The following is an 18,422-nucleotide window of genomic DNA, read 5'->3' on the forward strand; positions in this document are numbered from 1 at the left end:
GGCTAAATCCTGTATTTTTTCTCATTCAAGTCATAATGGCGACTAGCAATTTTCTACCCGATCCCGAATCAGGTCAATCAATTAAGCCTGAGTCAGTTCAGAGAGTTAACTTGGTGACTGTGTTTCGACTCGGACTCTTTCAAATGGGTCTGAGTATGATGTCAATTTTGACTCTGGGTGTACTGAACAGAGTCATGATTCAAGAAATAGCGATTCCGGCGACGTTGGTGGCGTTGGTTTTAGCGTTACCGGCCTTTGTCTCTCCTTCTCGCATTTGGTTCGGTCAGATTTCTGATGCCAAACCTTTGTGGGGTTATCATCGCACAGCTTATGTTTGGGTGGGGGCGGCAATATTTGCGATCGCCTCTTTTTTAGCTGTGCAAGTAATTTGGCAGTTAAATAGTGTCGCCAATAGCTCTAGTGGTTGGGTGTGGACTACTGAAACTATCGGCTGGACATCACTTCTGGCTTTAATTTTTGCGGTATATGGTCTAGCGATTTGTGCTAGTGGTACGTCTTTTGCTGCTTTGTTGGTGGATATCTCCGAAGAAGATAACCGTTCTCAAGTGGTGGGGATTGTTTGGTCGATGTTGATGGTGGGAATTATTGTTGGGGCAATTATCAGTTCTAGTTTGCTCAAACAATTAACCCCAGAAGCAAATGCAGTAACTTTGCAAGCCGCAGTCAACAGGCTATTTATGATAGTCCCAGCAATTGTGTTTGGGTTGTCGATTGTGGCAACGGTGGGTGTAGAGAAAAAGTATTCTCTTTATAAGAGCCGTTCCACTTTAGTGAACCGAGAAGATAGTATTACTCTCGCCGCAGCCTGGAAAATTTTGACAGCTAGTCCTCAAACTGCTTTGTTCTTCACTTTTTTGGTGGTGATGAGCATCAGTTTATTTATGCAAGACCCAGTTGTCGAACCTTATGCAGGTCAAGTGTTTAAGATGCCTTTGGCAGAAAGTACTAGACTAAATGTATTTTATGGCATAGGTATTTTAATCGCCTATGGTGTGACCGGCTTTTTTGTTGTACCCCGTTTAGGTAAGCGGCGGACTGCCCGTTTGGGTTGTGTTCTGGTCGCATTCGCCGCCTTAATGTTGGGCGCATCAGGATTCTCAGCTAATCCCACCTTCTTGAAGTTTGGTTTGGTCATTTTTGGTTTAGCCACTGGTTTCTTAACAACGGCTGCAATTAGCTTGATGCTGGATTTAACAGTTGCAGAAACCGCCGGTACATTCATTGGGGCTTGGGGTTTGGCGCAATCCTTAGCTAGGGGATTAGCAGTAGTCATTGGTGGCGCAGTCCTGGACGTGAGTAAAAGACTGTTACCAACCTTAGAACTAGCCTACGCATCAGTATTTGTTTTGGAAGCGGTGGGTATGGTGCTGTCAATTTGGTTCCTGAACCGTGTGAATGTGACAGAATTTCAAACTACTACCAAGCAAGCGATCGCTTCTGTTTTAGAAAGTGATTTATAGCTGTTGTCAGTAGTGTTAAGACATCGATAGATTATACAACCCAATCCCCAATCCCCAGCCATAGATTAGAACGTGAGAATTTATTGATGAATGATTTTTGGACGACAATTCTCGATTTTGCCGAAACTACCACCACCAGAGTGGGCGCGCGATTAATGCAGGATTTTGGGCAAGTGCAGGCTTTACAAAAAGCTGACGGTAGCTTGGTAACCCAAGCTGATAAATGGGCAGATCAAGAAATTCGAGATGCGATCGCCTCTACTTTTTCTGGTTACGGAATTTTAACTGAAGAAAGCGAACGCACATTTCCTGGGACAGAGTGGTGCTGGGTCATCGATCCTTTAGATGGGACAACGAACTTTACACGGGGTATTCCCATCTGGTCGATTTCTCTGGCTTTGCTTTACCGAGGGACACCGATTTTTGGTTATGTTTATGCGCCACCCCTCAATCAAGCTTTTCATGGTTTCTGGCCAGGTACATCTGGTTTAAGCACACCCTCTGGGGCATTTCTCAATCATCACCCAATTCATACCAGTAGTGACGCTCCCAGCAGCAATCACTTTTTTAACCTTTGTTCCCGCAGTTTAGCTGTTGTTCAGAACGGATTTCCCTGCAAAATTCGGATGCTGGGTGTAGCTAGTTACAACTTCCTTACGGTGGCGGCTGGCGCAACATTAGGAGGAATAGAAGCAACACCAAAAGTTTGGGACATAGCAGGCGCTTGGGTAATTGTCCAAGCTGCTGGTGGTAGCTGGGTTTCCCTCGACTCAGAACCATTTCCCTTATCAAATGGGGAAGATTATAGCGATCGCTCTTTCCCTACTCTCGTTGTTAGTCGTTCAGACTTAGTTACATTTTTTACACCTCTAATTAAAGATGTAAAAATTTAACTCACTACATACTTTTTTATCAACCCAGGTTGCCTGTAATCACAAAAAATTTTACAGGCGACCTGGGTAATTTTTCTGGATATGAGATTTTTTCAACGTATATGTATTTATCAAGGTGATTGTATTTGACTAGTATCACAACTTAATCATGATGTTAATACACGATGCAGATACTTAAACTTTAAACAAATTAGGCACAGTCAAAGAAATATCAATCATCGACAGTGGTCATTGTTAAAGTCCTTGATACAAGTTTTTTCTAAATATTTTAATGAAGAGTTATGTTATCTAACTTAGCTTTAATCCGCGAATTTATTACTCAATCCATCGCCAAGAAAGAAGTTCTATTAGCTAATTCTGCTTTGCAGGCACAAATGGTTTACAAAAGTAACCAATTAATTGCGAAGAAAGAAGGCATAATTGCCACCACACAACTGAACAGTAACCCATCTGATTTTCTCATAGCTTCGCCTTCATCTTATTGGGATATTATGAACGAGACATTAGCTGATTACAGCTATATATATACAGGGGAAGTTGATAAACTAGGCTTTTATAAATATCAACAATGTTCTGTACCTCAAGGCTACCAACTTCGATGCACAACATCTGTTAATTTGTGGCAAAATTGGTGGAAGTATCGGAAAACAGCTTTCACTTCAGGAATCCCTTTAGATATTTTAATTCGGACAAGAGATTCCTGGTACGGCATCAAAGATTTATTTATTAGTGATGGTTTGATTTATATTAAAACCTTAGTCAGTGAAATGACAGTTCATTCTAATGACCTAGTAATTTGGTTGAGTAAAAATGAGCTAGAATCTCAAGCTTAAATCAATATATTTTTAGCTTTTTTGATGCAGATTAACACTGTAGACGCTTCGGCTTTACGCAGGGTGGTTAGCGCGGAGGTACGCAGAGATTTTCTCATAAGAATTCGCTATTTCTAAAATCATTCAGCGTATCTTCGTTTGGGATTTTAAATAGATTCATAGCTTAGATTAAAGCGTTGCGCGAATATATGTACAGCAGTCTATGAATATAGTTTAAGAAGTGATTGGAGTATCGTGAAAGTTTTACCAATTTTGTAATAACTCATGGTTTTTTGATAATTGCTCACTTACAATTAGGTTACATCTTACATAAAACATGGTGCATTCAATATAAATAAGCAATGTTATCTAATTTAGAGCTATTACAGCAGTTTGTTGCTCAATCTGTTCAAAAACAAGAAATTTTGTTAGCTAACAGCACTTTACAAGCTCAAACGGCTTATAAAATCAACCAAATTATAGCTAAAACCGAGGGGGTGATTGCTACCGCCCCACTCACTCATACACCCCTAGAATTCTCGGTTAAAGCAACTTCATCGTATTGGGAATTGATAAACGAGGTATTGGCTGAACATAACTACATTCTTACAGGAGAAATAGATAGTCGTAATTGTTATAGATATCAATATTGCCAAATCCCCAAAGGTTACCAGATGCACTGTATGAAATCAGTTCATCTGTGGCGTTCTTGGTGGAAATATCGCAAAAATACAATGCAATTAGGAATTCCCTTGGATTTGCTGATTCGTACCCGCAATTCTTGGTATCCTGTTAGGGATTTAACTATCAGTGACGGACTGCTATATATCAAAACTTTAGGAAGTGAGATTGCTGTTCACTCTGATGACTTAGTCATTTGGTTAAGCAAAATTGAGCAGAAGTTTCCCAGTACTACTGAGATATAAAGATGAAAGGACTCTGGCTAGAAAATAACCAGTTACAACTGCTTACAGATATTCCCATTCCAGAACCAGCGCCAGAAGAAGCGCTAGTTCGTGTTTTACGCGCAGGAATTTGTAACACTGACTTAGAATTGTTGAGAGGCTATTATCCCTACACAGGGATTCTAGGACATGAGTTTGTAGGAGTGGTAGAACAAGGGCCAGAAAACCTACTTAATCAAAGAGTAGTGGGGGAAATTAATGCTGTCTGCGGCTATTGTCGTTTTTGTCGGCGAGGACAACCAACTCACTGTGAAAATCGGACTGTTTTGGGTATTGTAAATCGTCATGGGGCTTTTGCTGAGTACCTCTGCTTACCAGTCAAAAATCTCCATCCTGTACCCGAAAACGTAGCAACAGAGGTTGCAACTTTTACCGAACCCTTGGCAGCAGCGCTAGAAATTCAACAACAGGTAATATTGAGTAAAGATGACCGTGTGCTAGTAGTCGGAGATGGCAAATTGGGACAATTAGTAGCCCAAACACTAGCTTTAACTGGTTGTGAATTATTGGTTGTTGGTCGTCACCAAGAAAAACTCGCTAATTTAAAGGTAAGGGGTATTCAAACGGGTTTAGTTGATGCTGTCCAAGATAGAGCTTTTGATATTGTAGTTGAGTGTACTGGTAATCCAGAAGGATTTGCGATCGCTCGTCGGGCTTTGCGTCCCCGTGGTACTCTAGTCCTAAAAAGTACCTATGCTGGTAATCTCAGTCTTGATGCTTCTTCTTTAGTTGTAGACGAAATTACTCTCATCGGTTCTCGTTGTGGCTCTTTTCCCCCTGCACTGGAACTATTAGCTACAGGAAAAGTTGACGTAGAACCTCTGATTCATGCTCACTACCCACTCAGCCAAGGGCTTTTGGCTTTTGAGGAAGCCCAACGCCGAGGCGTGCTAAAGGTATTATTAGAGATTGGTAATTAGTTGTTTCCCCTGCCTACACTAATATAAGTAAGGATTAGTCTTTGCTTGATAATCCATACAGTTGATGGCTTCTTCTGTGTTAGCACGGGATGGGTGTACAGTGCATTTCAGACGGTAGTCATCTGTAAAAAATTGGCAGCCAGAACAGGGTATTTGGTGCATTTGTTTGGCTGCGTGGATACTATCTCTGGTTGCAGACCAAAGACTCCAAGCGATGAGAATCATCAAACCCCATGCACCGACAAAACAAATTGGTACTAAAAACTTTTGAATCCCCAGAATGATCAATATAATTGCTTCCAACACGGCCAGTCCTGATAAAAGTGACGAGTTAGAAGTTATGTTATCGCAATACGGAGTGTAGAGTTCTGAGTCCTAAGTATTATTCAATCTATTTTAAGTTCTGGCAGTTAGCTCATTTTAAAAACCAAATGCCAGAAATCCTCCATCAACAGCAATACATTGTCCTGTAATATATGATGCGGTAGGCATACAGAGAAAAGCTGTAAGACTCGCTACTTCTTCGGGTTGACCCACGCGTTTCATTGGTGTACGTGAAAGAACTGCGCTTAAAGTTTCAGGATTGTTGAGTAGAGGCTCGGTCAGAGGAGTTTGGATAAACCAGGGTGCGATCGCATTAACGCGAATACCATCATCGGCCCATTCTACCGCCAGCGATCGCGTTAACTGCACGAGTGCGGCTTTAGTCATGCCATAGGGTGCGCCAGTCCGAACGGAAATTAACCCAGCAACAGAAGCGATGTTAACGATACTGCTGTTTTTACTTGTTTTGAGTAAGGGATAAAACAGTCGGGAAAGCTCAAATATAGAAGTTAGATTAATTTGAAATATCCCAGCAAATTCTTCTTCTGTGTAATCAGTCGCTTTCTTGCGAATATTTGTGCCAACGTTATTCACCAAAATGTCAAGTTCTCCAACGGTCTTGCTAACGTACTCATGTATTATCTGACGACCTTCAGAAGTGGAAACATCGGCGGTAACTCCGTGAACTTTCCCCGCAGAATCCCAAGCGTTGATCTGTTGCTCAATCGCTTCAGCATTGCGAGCAACAATGATGACTTCTGCACCTAAAGCCAAAAACTCTTGGGCGATGGCTAAACCAATTCCTTTGGTAGCTCCGGTAATCAAAGCTTTTCGTCCGGCTAATGTCCAGCGTTCCCGGACTTTTTCCCCAAAAGCTGGAGGGGTAACAAAATCTTCCATTGTCATATACCTCATTGTCTCTAGATGTTCCTTGACAGGTGAATTATCAATACCGTTCAGTTAAGGCTAAAAATAAAAACTAGTGTCGGTTGGGTAGAGGAACGTAGGCGCAGCCTTCTCGTAGAGTAACCCAACATCTACAGGCTTTTGTTGGGTTTCGCTATCGCTCCACCCAACCTACATTTCTTCTTAACTTCCATCGTCATATACCTCTGGATGTTTTTAGACAGGTGAATTATGACTGTTAAATTCACCTGTTAAGTATCAAAAATGTCAAGTATTGCGGAGATCGGTGGCGGTAATACCTTCTAATGCCAGACCATAGCCAATTCCTTCATTAACCAACCGCTTCAGCCTTTGGGTCAAGGCCACACGGGTGTATCGCAAGTTTAATGTGGGCTGTTTGGCCAGTGTCCTGGCAATTTCCCAAGCCCGTTCCATGAGTTTGCTTTGTGGTAATACTTCATGGACAACATTTAATTCATAAGCTTGTTGAGCCGTCAGCTTTTCTTGAGTAAGCAAGAAGTAGCGCCCGCGATAAAGACCAAGTGCTAATGGCCATAGTATATGCACTCCGTCACCTGGTACGATACCTGCATTGAAATGAGGCATATCTTGAAATACGGCGTTTTCAGATGCAAGAATAATGTCGGTCGTCAGAATGTATTCACTATGAAGTAATGCTGCACCATTGACAGCAGAGATGACTGGTACTTCAATATCCAAGAGGTTTTGCAGCACCTTTTTACCTTCCCAATAAGTTTTATCCCACTCACGAGGATTGGTGACATCTCCTAAACTAGCAAAATCGATTTCAGCCATCCAAGCATCACCAGTACCTGTGAGGATGACAACACGGTTATCTCTGTCTCGGCTAATGTCATAAAATGCGTCGGGAAACTCTCGATGAGTTTTACCGGTGAAAACGAGTGAACCATTGTTTGTGTGCATTCTCACTTCTAGAATGCCATTTTCATCTCGATGGAAATGCAAGTTCTCGTATTTAGTGAAATATTCAGGTTGATTCAAAGTCATGATTTTTTCTGTGTTGGCATAGCTTCAGATTTCCGTAGCTAAATCTATGCTTTCGGCACAGAGACTTCTTTGATTGAAATCAAGTTTGAGACTATTTTTAATATTCCGTAATTTTGCGATTAAGTCCGATATAGTTCTTGAACTAATATAATTTGTCGTTTTTTGCGGGTAATTGCCCCGTCTTTTTGCAGTTGGCTCAAAACGCGAGACAATGCTTCCTGGCTCAACCCCATATCTTCGGCTATTTCCTTCAGAGGTTTATCCAGATTGACGATATTTCCATGTGGATGGGCGGCAATTTCCAAATAACGCAGCACGCGATCGCGGGCAGAACGGATACTCCTCAGTTCTAGTAAAATTTTTACTTGATGAAATCTTCGCACCAGTTGTACTATGAGTGCTTCTGATAAATCTGGATGCTGGCGTAAAGTTGCCAGAAACGGCTGTTTAGGAAAAGTAGCGACACGGGAAGGAATATCAGCGATCGCCGTACAATCATAAAATTCATTGAACAATGCAGCTTCCGCAAAACTTTCTCCAGCTTTGACCTCATAGTGCTTGATAGATTGACCAGCATCGGTATAGTGCATGAGTCTGATCTGTCCAGATGTGACTACAAAAATGGCTCTGGTTAAATCACCTTGATGGAAAAGGGGCTGTCCAGCCGCTAAACTCTCATAGGTGATTGCCATCGCCATTTTGATATTTTCTGGCAGCTGGTCAATGTTCAAAAAATTGATCATGTACTTGACACAGAGGCTAATCTTTGCATACAAACGACTGACCTCACCTCACAAGCAATTTTTAAATTCCCGCATGACCCAATGCTAAACCAGCTACAAGCATCCCTAATACCAGGAATGGTTGGGCGCTGGCTTGGTATTTCACATCGTTTTTTAAGGGGTCGCGCAAGAAATACATATCTTGGAAGGTGATTTGCGGAATGATTAACAGTACCAAGATGGCGGCGTACAAATTCTCATGAATGGTCACAAGATAAGCCGCAATTAATCCTTGGAACACGTCAATCATGACAACACAAATCCAGGCCGCCGTGTTGATACCAAACATTACAGGTAGTGATTGTAATCCCAATTGGCGATCGCCTTCTACACTCTTAAAGTCGTTGACAATGGCAATTCCCAATCCTGCCAAACTATAAATCAAGGTGAGAATGGCAATTTTCCAGTTGAGTTCGCCAAATAAAGCATGACCAGCCCACCAAGGTAAGGCGATGTAACTAGCACCCAAAGCGTAGTTACCTAACCAGCCGTTCTGCTTTAACTTTAAGGGAGGCGCAGAGTAAATAAAAGCGATGAAGGAACCAAACAACGCCAATACTGTGACATTGGGAAACTCATGACCCGCCCATAAATCCAGGGTAAAGGCAACGGCAATCCCCGCGAGAAATAACGCCACAATTTGGGTCACAACCTGGGGTACAGAAATTGCGCCGGAAGGTATAGGACGATAAGGTTCGTTGATGGCATCAATTTCGCGATCGTAAAAATCGTTGAGGGTTTGAGTGTAACCCGTCAAAAGTGGCCCGGACAACAACATACAAGTTGCCGCCTTCAAAACATTTTCCAATGACCAAGTATAGTTACCAGAGGAAGCCGCACCACAAACCACACCCCAAATCAGAGGAATCCAAGTAATCGGCTTCATTAATTGCAGGCGGATTTTCCAAATGGAAGTTTCCCCTGGCGCTGCACCTTTCATACCTAACAACTGCCGGGTTTTGGCAGTGCGGTCAGCAGGATTCGCCACTGCTTCAGACTGATTAGGATCGGGGGTAATAGGAGATGATTCAGACATAATATTTATTTAATTAGGTATCGGTAATTGGTAATTGATAATTGGTTGGGACTTACGCATGAAAAAGAAATATCAAAGGTTTGGAGAAGGGTATAGGGGGTATAGGGGTTGCGAACATTTACACCCTTACACCCTTACACCCAGTCTGTGCATAAGTCCTGTTGGTAATTGGTAATCGTTACTGTACCCATTACCTATGAACCGTTACCCATTACCCATTACCTAAAAAGAAATGATCAAATAATTATTTTGGAACTTTGCCCCAGTGATAGGTTTACCACTGAGTGCGGGAGGTAAGAAAATATTCCTTCGTTGGTCACCAGCTTCTACTGTTACTTCCGGCCCGTACTGGGTGAGTTTGACTTGTTTTTTATCAAATCCCGGTAAGAAGAGGCGTACCTGACGATTATGGGTGTCGATAGTAATAGGATGGGGAGCTTTTACTGCTTGCTCAACAAAATTAGGGAGGGCATCTATCAAAGGTTGCCAGTCACCTTTGGCAACGTCGGGAACAACAGTCACAGGTAAGGGTGTAAATTCTGCTGATAGGTCGCCCTCTGTTTGTGAGGATAACTGGATCACACCACCAATCGTTAACCCGATTTGTTGAGCGCTACCCCATAGATAACGTACACTGACAACTTCTAGAGGGTCTGCTGTAGTGACCAAAAAAGCCGCAACTCGCTTGGGGTCAGCCAGTGCCTCTTTTCCCTTATCTAGGAAATTATTGACTTGATTGGTAGGTTGAGCAAAGTTATCTGCTGTCCAATTGACGTTGAAAAAGCTGCTAATTAACGGTTGAATCAAGGGTGATTCGGCAATAGTTTTACCTAAATCGGAGTTGACAAACAATTGCCGAAAGCGCCGTACGTACCAGCTTAGAGATTCCGGTAACCCCAACATCCGCAAAGTGAAAGCGTCACCTGTGCCATCGTAGACGATCGCATCATATTTACCACTGGCATCATATTCACGAATCGCATTTAAGGCTAAGGCGCTGTCCATCCCTGGTAATACTACCAGTTCTTGACCGTACACCTCTTTGATAATGGGCGTGCGGAGATATTGCGCCTCAAGTTTTTTCACTTCTTCCCAATTGCGTTCCAGCAACACAGAAGATTGAAACTGTACAATTTCTAGATTGGGGGCAATTTGCTGGGGGTCAGGGGTGAGGGTTTGCTCTAACAGGAGGGGCAATACTGGTTCTGCCAGTCCTGCTAGAAGTACCCGCTTGCCTTGACTTGCCAATGACTTGGCTGCGGCGATCGCTATTTTTGTTCGCGCTACGCCACTTTTGCCCAAAAATGTCAATATCAGGGCCATTATCTTGATTTCCAATTACCGCAGGTCTGTTCAATTCCAACTTAACACTAGGCAAATACTCTTAGCTTCTACCTAGAGTTTCTTCTATGACACTGGCTTGATTTCGTCCTCAAAAAACCAAGTGGAAGTATTGTCGTTAAACTTCACCACTACACCGATACCACGACCATCGGTAACCTTGTAACCCTCGATGATACCGACTTCTCCGAGCTTTTTGGCGATTGGGGCAGAAACGCGATCGCGCAAACGAAACACCTTAACCTTTTGTCCGATTTCCATGCCTACATAAAACGCAATAAACCAAGTTTCAGTTTAGCTGAATCCGGTACTCATCTGTGATCCGATTTGGGAAGAAGAAACCAGGGACAGAACTTTTGACTGTTGACCAATGACTAATGACTAATGACTAATGACCAATGACTATTGACCAAAAGCTTAAAATTAAAATAATCCGCAATCAGGTATAAAACCATGTTTGTCACAGCGCAACAGCTAGAACAACAAATGCCCGATGCAACTCGGTTGTTAAGTGATGAGCCGGAAATGGAAACTTCGTTGCATTATATGCAGCTATTACTGCTAGTAACTTGCCTAGAATGGCTGTGGCGTGATAGAAATGACTATTTTATTGGTGCCAATCTGACAATATACTTTAGCCGTCAGCAGTTGCGAAATCGAGATTTCCGCGGCCCGGACTTTTTTCTGGTGAAAGACACTGAAAAGCGCCCCCGCAATTCTTGGGTAGTTTGGGAAGAAGACGGTCGTTATCCAGATTTGATTATTGAGTTACTTTCTGACAGTACGGCTGATGTTGACCGAAATTTAAAGAAAAGCTTGTATGAGAATCGATTTCATACACCTGAGTATTTTTGGTTTTCCCCAGAAACTTTAGAATTTGTCGGTTTTGAATTGATAGGTAATAGATATCAAGAAATCCTACCTGATAGTCGTGGCTGGCGTTGGAGTGAGGTACTTGGTCTGTATCTAGGTATACAAGAAGGTAAACTTCGCTATTTTAATGCCGAGGGTAATTTAGTACCAACGCCAGAAGAAGCTGCTATGGCGATACAACAAGAGGCCATATCAGCCCAACAAAAGTTATCTGAGTCACAACAACAGTTATCTGAATCACAACAACAGTTATCTGAGGCTGAAATAAGATTGCAACAGGAACAGGAGCGATCGCAACTGTTGGCAGAATATTTACGTTCTCTAGGCGTTGACCCAGATAGTTTGAGTTAAGCCAGTTCACTGAGGTAAAAGTCATGTATCAAACTGATCCACCCCGCTCACCACAAGAAACGATGCCGACAATGTATGATTTACCGAGTGAATTAGTAGGGGAATCAGGCTTACCAGACGAATTTCATTGCATCCAGGCAGATTTACTCAGTGAAACTTGTCAGCTTCCCAATTATCCACCGGAGGAAATTTTGCTGGCCAGCGACTTAAACCTTTACTACGACCCTCGTCATACTTTATGGTACAAGCGCCCAGATTGGTACATGGTTTTGGGGGTAACTGGTGCTAAATTTTGGCGTAGCTTTACAAAGAAACGGTATGACAGAAAACTTTAGGAACTAACTGACAAATAAACTAGTCGTCAGGATGCAATATGTGTTGATTGCTTAGGCTGCACGCAAGCTTATAAATTTTACGGATGTTCAACAAATAATGAACAATATAAAATCTCAATACTCACCCTATGCAGAAAAATGCACTCTGATAGTATAAAATGCGCGAATAACTCGCTTGTGGTCTGTGGTGGTGTTTGAAGATGGCTCTTGTAATTAAAAATAATTCAAACTGGCTGCAAGTGCAGCGCTACTGGGAACTGCTGCGTGTTTTAGTGATGAGGAATCTCAAAGTACGCTACCGAGGTTCCTTGTTAGGCGTATATTGGTCGTTACTAAACCCGTTGATTATGACGGGACTGTACAGCGCCATTTTTGGCACAACATTCGCTTCTTATTATGGCAATTCCATCCTGAACTATATATTGGCAGCATTTACAGGGCTGGTGGTCATCAATTTTTTCTCTTCCTCCACATCCCAAGCCTTGTCCAGTGTAGTAGGCAACGGAGCATTGTTGAATAAAATTCGCTTGCCTGTTAGTGTGTTTCCTGTATCAATGGTTGCGGCAAATATATTTCAGTTCACAGTCGGAGCCTTCCCTTTGCTGGCAATAATTACATTCGTTAATTCTAAAAGTGTAATAAACGTTCTAGCACTATTGTTTCCCTGTCTGGCTTTAGCTTTAGTTTCTACCGGGGTGGGATTTTTAGTTAGCGCCTTGTATGTCTTTTTTAGAGATTTACCTTACTTCTACGAGTTAGTTGTATTTGTACTCTGGATTAGTAGCCCAGTATTTTACCCGGCCGCCATTGTGCCACCCCAAGTAAAACCATTTTTACTCTTAAATCCACTATCGCCTATTATTGAAAGTTTACGTCAAATTACACTATCAGGAAATTTACCGGATTTAAGTTTAATTTGGGGTGGTTTACTCGGTGGCATAATTATTTTGTCATTGGGATGGTTTTGTTTTCAGTTGTGGCGACATCAATTTATGGATCTGCTGTAGATGGAAGTAATTCGTCTGGATAAAGTTTCGCTATGGCGGCGAACCCAAGAAGAGTTTTCTTATGACCTCAAGAAAACTCTCCTGTCTTTGATAGAAGGTAAATATCGCAAGCCAGCGAAAAAATTGGTTTTAGACAACGTCGATTTAGTTGTTGAAAAAGGCGACAAAATTGGTATTATTGGCGCAAATGGATCTGGTAAATCAACTTTATTGAAGATCATTTCTGGTATACTTCAACCAACGACTGGCACAGTCAGAGTCCGAGGGCAAGTTGCACCTTTGATTGAACTGGGTGCTGGTTTTGATGCAGAAATATCTGTAATGGATAATATTCTGCTCTATGGTGTATTACTGGGATTTTCGAGGGCTGAAATGAAAGAAAGGGCGAACTCAATATTGGAGTTTGCAGAATTGCAGGACTATGCTTTAGTTCCTGTAAAAGGTCTTTCTTCTGGTATGGTTGCTCGTTTAGGGTTTTCCATTGCCACAGATGTACAACCAAATATCTTAATTTTAGATGAGGTTTTATCGGTAGGAGATGAAAATTTTAAAAACAAATGCAAGCAAAGAATTGATAATTTTTGGAATGGGGATGCAACAGTTCTAGTAGTTTCCCATGATTTACAGTTTGTTAAACAATATTGTAATCAATTGGTTTGGTTATCTCATGGAAAGATAGAGTTTATAGGCGATGCAGGAGAAGCAATTCAAAATTATTTAAGTACATTAACATCCACATGAATATAAATATTAGGAATAGTAAGTTTCCTTTTATTAAATGTAATTGAACAATGAATATGTCAAGCCTAATAATTATAACCAATAATTATAATCCTTTAATTTAGGAGGGATTGCTGAACAACCTGTATTATGATTTTTTAAATAGTTAAGAATTTTAATTAATTTAATGAATTCATGGGTATATCTAAAGTTTTATTAACAAATCATCACCTAAAAAGCTACGCAGGTTCAGAACTTGTCACTCTCGATTTAGCAATTGAATTTCAACAAAAAGGCTGGTCAGTAACTGTTGCAACTTTCTTGTTTGGTGGTGATCTAGCAAGGCATTTTTATGCACGGGGTATAGATGTAGTTAATGTTTTAGAGAAACCTTTGACAGAAAATGAATTTGATTTAGTATGGGGTCATCATTTCCCCGTTTTAATTAAATGCTTAATAGAAGACTCTGTTAAAACAAAATATTTAGTTTTAAGTAGTTTATCTCCATATGAACCTTTGGAAGCAATTCCTTTTTTCTATTCTAAGTCTGATTTAATACTGTGTAATTCAGAAGAGACTAAGAAAGAAATCATAGAACAGAATCATTTACAAGAAATTGATAAGAATAAATTGTTCGTATTTAATAATTCTGTTCCTGCAAATTGGTTTAATCTACCAGTAGATATCAAGGAGACAGAGTTAAGAAAGGTAGGAGTGATTTCTAACCATCCACCAACAGAAGTTTTAACTGCTATAGATATATTAAAATCTAAAAATATAGATGTTGATTTAATAGGGATATTAGAAAGCCCTCAACTAGTAAATATTGATATTCTTAATTCATACGATGCAATCATAACTATTGGGCGTACTGTCCAGCATTGTATGGCTTTAGGAAAACCCGTGTTCTGCTACGATCATTTTGGTGGGCCTGGTTGGTTAACTCCAGATAACTTCAAACTTGCTGAGTGGTTTAACTATTCAGGAAGATGCTGTTACCAAAAAATGTCGGGTGAACAAATAGTAGAAAACTTAATTAATGGTTTTCTTGCAAATAATCAACACATACATTTTTTTAAAAACTACTCTTTGGAGAATTATTCACTAACAAGAAATGTTGAGAATGTTTTAAGTTGCATCAATAACATTAATAAAGATTACGTTGACTTTAATTCTGAGCAAGTAATTGGAAAGGTAGGAGAAGCTTACCGACGTGTATTTACTGAAAATGGTTTCTTAAAGCTTGAACGGGAGCGATCGCAGTCTCAACTGCAACAAACCCAGACAGAATTGGAGCGATCGCAGTCGCAACTACAACAAACTCAGACAGAATTGGAGCGATCGCAGTCGCAACTACAACAAACTCAGACAGAATTGGAGCGATCGCAGTCGCAACTACAACAAACCCAGACAGAACTGGAGCGATCGCAGTCGCAACTGCAACAAACCCAGACTGAGTTGACTTTGTCTCAGTCCCAGCTATATATAACTCAGACAAAGTTAGAACATTGGAAAAACCTCGTCTCTTGGATGGAAGGGAGTAAGTTTTGGAAGTTACGAGCCTTATCTTTGAGTATAAAGAAAGGAATAATAAATTTACCTATCCTTAAGCTTGCCTTTAACAGGTTGCCTGTTTTTCAGAAAAAAAACTATCCCATATTTATCAAACGTATAGGTAAGTGGCTCAAGCATCAGATCATGAACTTTCGTACTAGAAATGAATTCGCTGATGCACTATTAGCAAAAGTTTTACAAAATTTCTCTGGCTTTCCCGAATATAGTCAATGGATTAAAGATTATGAAGCAAAAGATGAAGAACTGACGCAACAAAAAAAGAATTCTTTATTATTCCATTATCAACCTGTATTAAGTATAGTTTTTCCCGTTTATAAACTACCACTAACCGTCTTACAAGAGACAATCAATAGTGTTATTCAACAAACTTACTCCAATTGGGAGCTATGTATTGCTTTTGCAGATATAGATAATTATCAAACCATTGATTATTTAAAAACCTTGAGTTTACAGGAAAAACGCATAAAACTTAAGGTAATGGCGGAAAATAAGGGAATTTCTGGTAACTCTAATGTATCTCTAGATATGGCTTCGGGCGAATTTGTAGCTTTGCTAGATCATGATGACTTGTTGGCACCTTTTGCATTTTATGAAGTCATCAGTGAATTGAACAAGCAACCCGATTTAGACTTTATTTACTCTGATAAAGACTGTATTAGTGCCAACAGCATGGTAAGGTCAAGGCTCTTACTCAAACCAGAGTGGAGTCCAGAAATCCTATATTCTGCTAATTATTTAACCCATCTGTGTATTGCTCGTCGCACACTTTTGGAAAAGATTGGTGGCTTTCGTCCAGAAACAGATGGCGCGCAAGACTGGGATTTATTTTTACGTATCACAGAAAATACATCACGTATCGCTCGAATTAATTCTGTGCTTTACCATTGGCGGATTATACAAGGTTCAACCTCCTTGGGAATAGATTCTAAGCCATATGCACTTGAAGGACAACTGCGATCTATCCAAGATCATCTTACTAGAACAAAATTGCCGGCCACAGTTTCACCACACCCTGAATCTGGTTTTCGCTTAGAATGGCAAGCCTCGCCTGCAACAGTATCAATTTATATTGATGGTGATGTACCTTGGGATTCTCTATTAGCTTGCATTAATGCTGTTGCCCAATTTTCTGACCCCAAATTACACAAAGCAAAAATTACTTTACCCGAACACACATATACTTCCAAAGCTACTGAAAGAGAAAATCTGATAAAAGCAATCAGTTTACCTATTGATTGGCTACCAATTAAAGAAGGAAATTCTAAATTAGTTACTTTAGCTAACAATATAAAACAAGATAAGACTGATGTAGTTGTGTTTGTATCAGGTCTTGTTAAGAGGTTTACCGAAGGATGGATACAAGAACTAAGCGGATGGGTGCTTAACCATCCAGATATTGGATTTGTGTCCTCACTTATTTTAACCGATAACAATTTAGTCGTAGAAGCTGGATTAGTTGTTGACAAATATGATAACGGCTCTCCCTTAATGCGAGGAAATTTCTTATATTCCTGGGATATATTTGGTGGGGCTTTATGGTACAGAAATTGTAGCGCTAGTTCTCCTTGGGCTATAGCTTTTAGTTATAAAAATTACTTAGAAGTCGGAGGATTATCTTCTAACTCTCCTTCTTTATCACACGCCATGATTAAGCTTTGTCAAGCTATTCGCGCAAATAATAAAAGAGGCTTAGTTAACCCTCATGCTCGCGCATTTTTGCAGGATTTACCAAAAAATGATATTCCGGAATTTGACGATTCTCTAGGAAATGATCCTTATTTTCATCCCGCCTTTGCTTCAGTTGTTCCTTTAAAATTAAGAGTTAAAAATGGTAAAAAAAATTAAATTACCCAAATTTCTCAAAGACATAATTAAGAAAAACATTATCGTAGATAGATATATAAGAGATGCTACCGCACTTGCGGGTATCATGGATTTCTCCTGTGCAGATATTTCTGAAATTCAGCAGCATCCAGAGCGAGTCAATCAATCAGGCAGTCAAACGATAAATTGGTATGTACCACCGTTTGAAAATGCCTTTTATGGTGGTGTTATGACCATACTCCGCACTGCTGACTATTTACATCAGCATGGAAAAATCAAACAAAGATTTTTAATTTGTGGAGATAGTAATGCTGAAGTGATGCTTACTAAGATTACTAACGCTTTTCCTAATTTGAATAGTGCTGAAGTAATCATTCTCAACTCCATAGAAGCTATTCAGAACATACCAGCATCAGACTTCTCAATAGCTACTCTTTGGACAACAGCTTATGTCTTATTAAAAGTAAAAAATACTGGCTTAAAATTCTATTTTATACAAGACTTTGAACCACTATTTTATCCTGCTGGATCAACTTACGCTCAAGCTGAGGCAACTTACCGTTTTGGGTTCTATGGAATTGCTAACACTATCAGTTTAAGAAAAATATATGAAACTGAATATACTGGCATAGCGACTCATTTCACACCATGCGTAGATACAAAAGTCTTTTATCCTGACAGTAGCCTTAAGAAAAATTCTACTCCCAAGCGCGTATTCTTTTATGGAAGACCAGGACATCCGCGTAATGGATTTGAGTTAGCAGTTGAAGCAATGCGTAAGCTGAAAACCCGTTATGGTTCTCAGATAGAAATCTTATCTGCTGGTGCTGATTGGAAGCCTAAAGAATATGGTTTAGAAGGAGTTATAGAAAACCTGGGACTCTTAAGTTATGAAGAAACAGGCAATCTATATCGTTCTTGCCATGTTGGACTTTCAATGATGATGACCAAACACCCATCTTATTTACCTTTTGAGATGATGGCTTGTGGTGTATTGGTTGTATCGAATATTAATTCAAGTACTCAGTGGTTATTGAAAGACAGGGAAAATTGTTTATTATCCCATCCTAGCGCTAGTTGTATCGCTGAAACAATATCAGAAGCTATTGATAAGTATGATGAGTTTGATGTAATTAGAAACAATGCAATTAATTGTATTAAAGATAACCATGCTGACTGGTCTGTTGAGATTAAAAAAATCCACGATTTTATTCAAAGTCAATAAATCACCATCTGTGAGTAAAGATC

17 protein-coding genes and 1 pseudogene are annotated in these 18,422 nt (G+C 40.3%); 11 read left to right on the forward strand and 7 right to left on the reverse strand.

What is annotated here, in order from left to right:
• Nucleotides 1-35: 35 nt before the first annotated feature.
• The 5 genes from GSQ19_RS22500 (at nucleotide 36) to GSQ19_RS22520 (ending at nucleotide 5,071) form a co-directional block, all read left to right on the forward strand.
• Nucleotides 36-1,481 carry a BCD family MFS transporter gene (locus GSQ19_RS22500; protein ID WP_011320056.1) on the forward strand — a complete coding sequence of 482 codons (1,446 nt, stop codon included), beginning with the start codon at nucleotides 36-38 and terminating at the stop codon, nucleotides 1,479-1,481.
• A gap of 86 nt (nucleotides 1,482-1,567) precedes the next feature.
• Nucleotides 1,568-2,374, forward strand: coding sequence for an inositol monophosphatase family protein (locus tag GSQ19_RS22505; RefSeq protein ID WP_011320057.1), 807 nt, complete (start codon nucleotides 1,568-1,570; stop codon nucleotides 2,372-2,374).
• Nucleotides 2,375-2,655: 281 nt separating this feature from the next.
• Nucleotides 2,656-3,207: a hypothetical protein gene (locus GSQ19_RS22510; RefSeq protein ID WP_011320058.1), complete on the forward strand. Its 552-nt coding sequence runs from the start codon at nucleotides 2,656-2,658 to the stop codon at nucleotides 3,205-3,207.
• Between the two features lie 341 nt (nucleotides 3,208-3,548).
• Nucleotides 3,549-4,112, forward strand: coding sequence for a hypothetical protein (locus GSQ19_RS22515; protein WP_011320059.1), 564 nt, complete (start codon nucleotides 3,549-3,551; stop codon nucleotides 4,110-4,112).
• Nucleotides 4,113-4,114: 2 nt separating this feature from the next.
• Nucleotides 4,115-5,071, forward strand: coding sequence for an MDR/zinc-dependent alcohol dehydrogenase-like family protein (locus GSQ19_RS22520; RefSeq protein WP_011320060.1), 957 nt, complete (start codon nucleotides 4,115-4,117; stop codon nucleotides 5,069-5,071).
• Between the two features lie 18 nt (nucleotides 5,072-5,089).
• Here the strand turns inward: GSQ19_RS22520 and GSQ19_RS22525 are convergent, their stop codons facing one another.
• From GSQ19_RS22525 to petP, 7 genes are all read right to left on the reverse strand, one after another.
• Entirely contained in the window at nucleotides 5,090-5,377 is a 288-nt protein-coding gene (locus GSQ19_RS22525) for a hypothetical protein (protein WP_011320061.1), read from the reverse strand.
• Between the two features lie 114 nt (nucleotides 5,378-5,491).
• Entirely contained in the window at nucleotides 5,492-6,295 is an 804-nt protein-coding gene (locus GSQ19_RS22530; protein ID WP_011320062.1) for an SDR family oxidoreductase, read from the reverse strand.
• A gap of 273 nt (nucleotides 6,296-6,568) precedes the next feature.
• The gene (locus GSQ19_RS22535) at nucleotides 6,569-7,330 is read right to left on the reverse strand and encodes an enoyl-CoA hydratase/isomerase family protein (RefSeq protein ID WP_011320063.1); all 762 of its coding nucleotides are present in this window, start codon (nucleotides 7,328-7,330) and stop codon (nucleotides 6,569-6,571) included.
• Between the two features lie 119 nt (nucleotides 7,331-7,449).
• A complete protein-coding gene (locus GSQ19_RS22540) occupies nucleotides 7,450-8,061 on the reverse strand; it encodes a Crp/Fnr family transcriptional regulator (protein WP_224311738.1) in 612 nt (203 codons plus the stop codon).
• A 73-nt stretch (nucleotides 8,062-8,134) separates the two neighbouring features.
• Nucleotides 8,135-9,148, reverse strand: a complete 1,014-nt coding sequence (gene chlG / locus GSQ19_RS22545; RefSeq protein ID WP_011320065.1) for a chlorophyll synthase ChlG — start codon at nucleotides 9,146-9,148, stop codon at nucleotides 8,135-8,137.
• 222 nt (nucleotides 9,149-9,370) lie between these two features.
• On the reverse strand, nucleotides 9,371-10,471 hold the full coding sequence (locus tag GSQ19_RS22550) for a Get3/ArsA fold putative tail anchor-mediating ATPase NosAFP (protein ID WP_011320066.1): 1,101 nt from the start codon (nucleotides 10,469-10,471) through the stop codon (nucleotides 9,371-9,373).
• A gap of 84 nt (nucleotides 10,472-10,555) precedes the next feature.
• The gene (gene petP, locus GSQ19_RS22555) at nucleotides 10,556-10,750 is read right to left on the reverse strand and encodes a cytochrome b6f subunit PetP (protein WP_011320067.1); all 195 of its coding nucleotides are present in this window, start codon (nucleotides 10,748-10,750) and stop codon (nucleotides 10,556-10,558) included.
• Nucleotides 10,751-10,942: 192 nt separating this feature from the next.
• Here petP and GSQ19_RS22560 point away from each other — a divergent pair, with 192 nt between their 5' ends.
• From GSQ19_RS22560 to GSQ19_RS22585, 6 genes and pseudogenes are all read left to right on the forward strand, one after another.
• Nucleotides 10,943-11,713 carry a Uma2 family endonuclease gene (locus GSQ19_RS22560; RefSeq protein ID WP_011320068.1) on the forward strand — a complete coding sequence of 257 codons (771 nt, stop codon included), beginning with the start codon at nucleotides 10,943-10,945 and terminating at the stop codon, nucleotides 11,711-11,713.
• Between the two features lie 23 nt (nucleotides 11,714-11,736).
• Nucleotides 11,737-12,000, forward strand: a pseudogene (locus GSQ19_RS22565) (hypothetical protein); the annotation flags it as partial.
• Between the two features lie 248 nt (nucleotides 12,001-12,248).
• Nucleotides 12,249-13,055: an ABC transporter permease gene (locus GSQ19_RS22570; RefSeq protein ID WP_011320070.1), complete on the forward strand. Its 807-nt coding sequence runs from the start codon at nucleotides 12,249-12,251 to the stop codon at nucleotides 13,053-13,055.
• Nucleotides 13,056-13,796, forward strand: coding sequence for an ABC transporter ATP-binding protein (locus tag GSQ19_RS22575; protein WP_011320071.1), 741 nt, complete (start codon nucleotides 13,056-13,058; stop codon nucleotides 13,794-13,796).
• Nucleotides 13,797-13,970: 174 nt separating this feature from the next.
• Complete coding sequence (locus GSQ19_RS22580) at nucleotides 13,971-17,195, forward strand: glycosyltransferase (protein ID WP_011320072.1); 3,225 nt, start codon at nucleotides 13,971-13,973, stop codon at nucleotides 17,193-17,195.
• The gene (locus GSQ19_RS22585) at nucleotides 17,179-18,399 is read left to right on the forward strand and encodes a rhamnosyltransferase WsaF family glycosyltransferase (RefSeq protein ID WP_011320073.1); all 1,221 of its coding nucleotides are present in this window, start codon (nucleotides 17,179-17,181) and stop codon (nucleotides 18,397-18,399) included. Before GSQ19_RS22580 ends, GSQ19_RS22585 begins: the two co-directional genes overlap by 17 nt.
• The last annotated feature ends 23 nt before the right edge of the window (nucleotides 18,400-18,422 follow it).

Origin of the sequence: Trichormus variabilis 0441 (genome assembly GCF_009856605.1) — a bacterium.
Lineage (GTDB): Bacteria > Cyanobacteriota > Cyanobacteriia > Cyanobacteriales > Nostocaceae > Trichormus > Trichormus variabilis.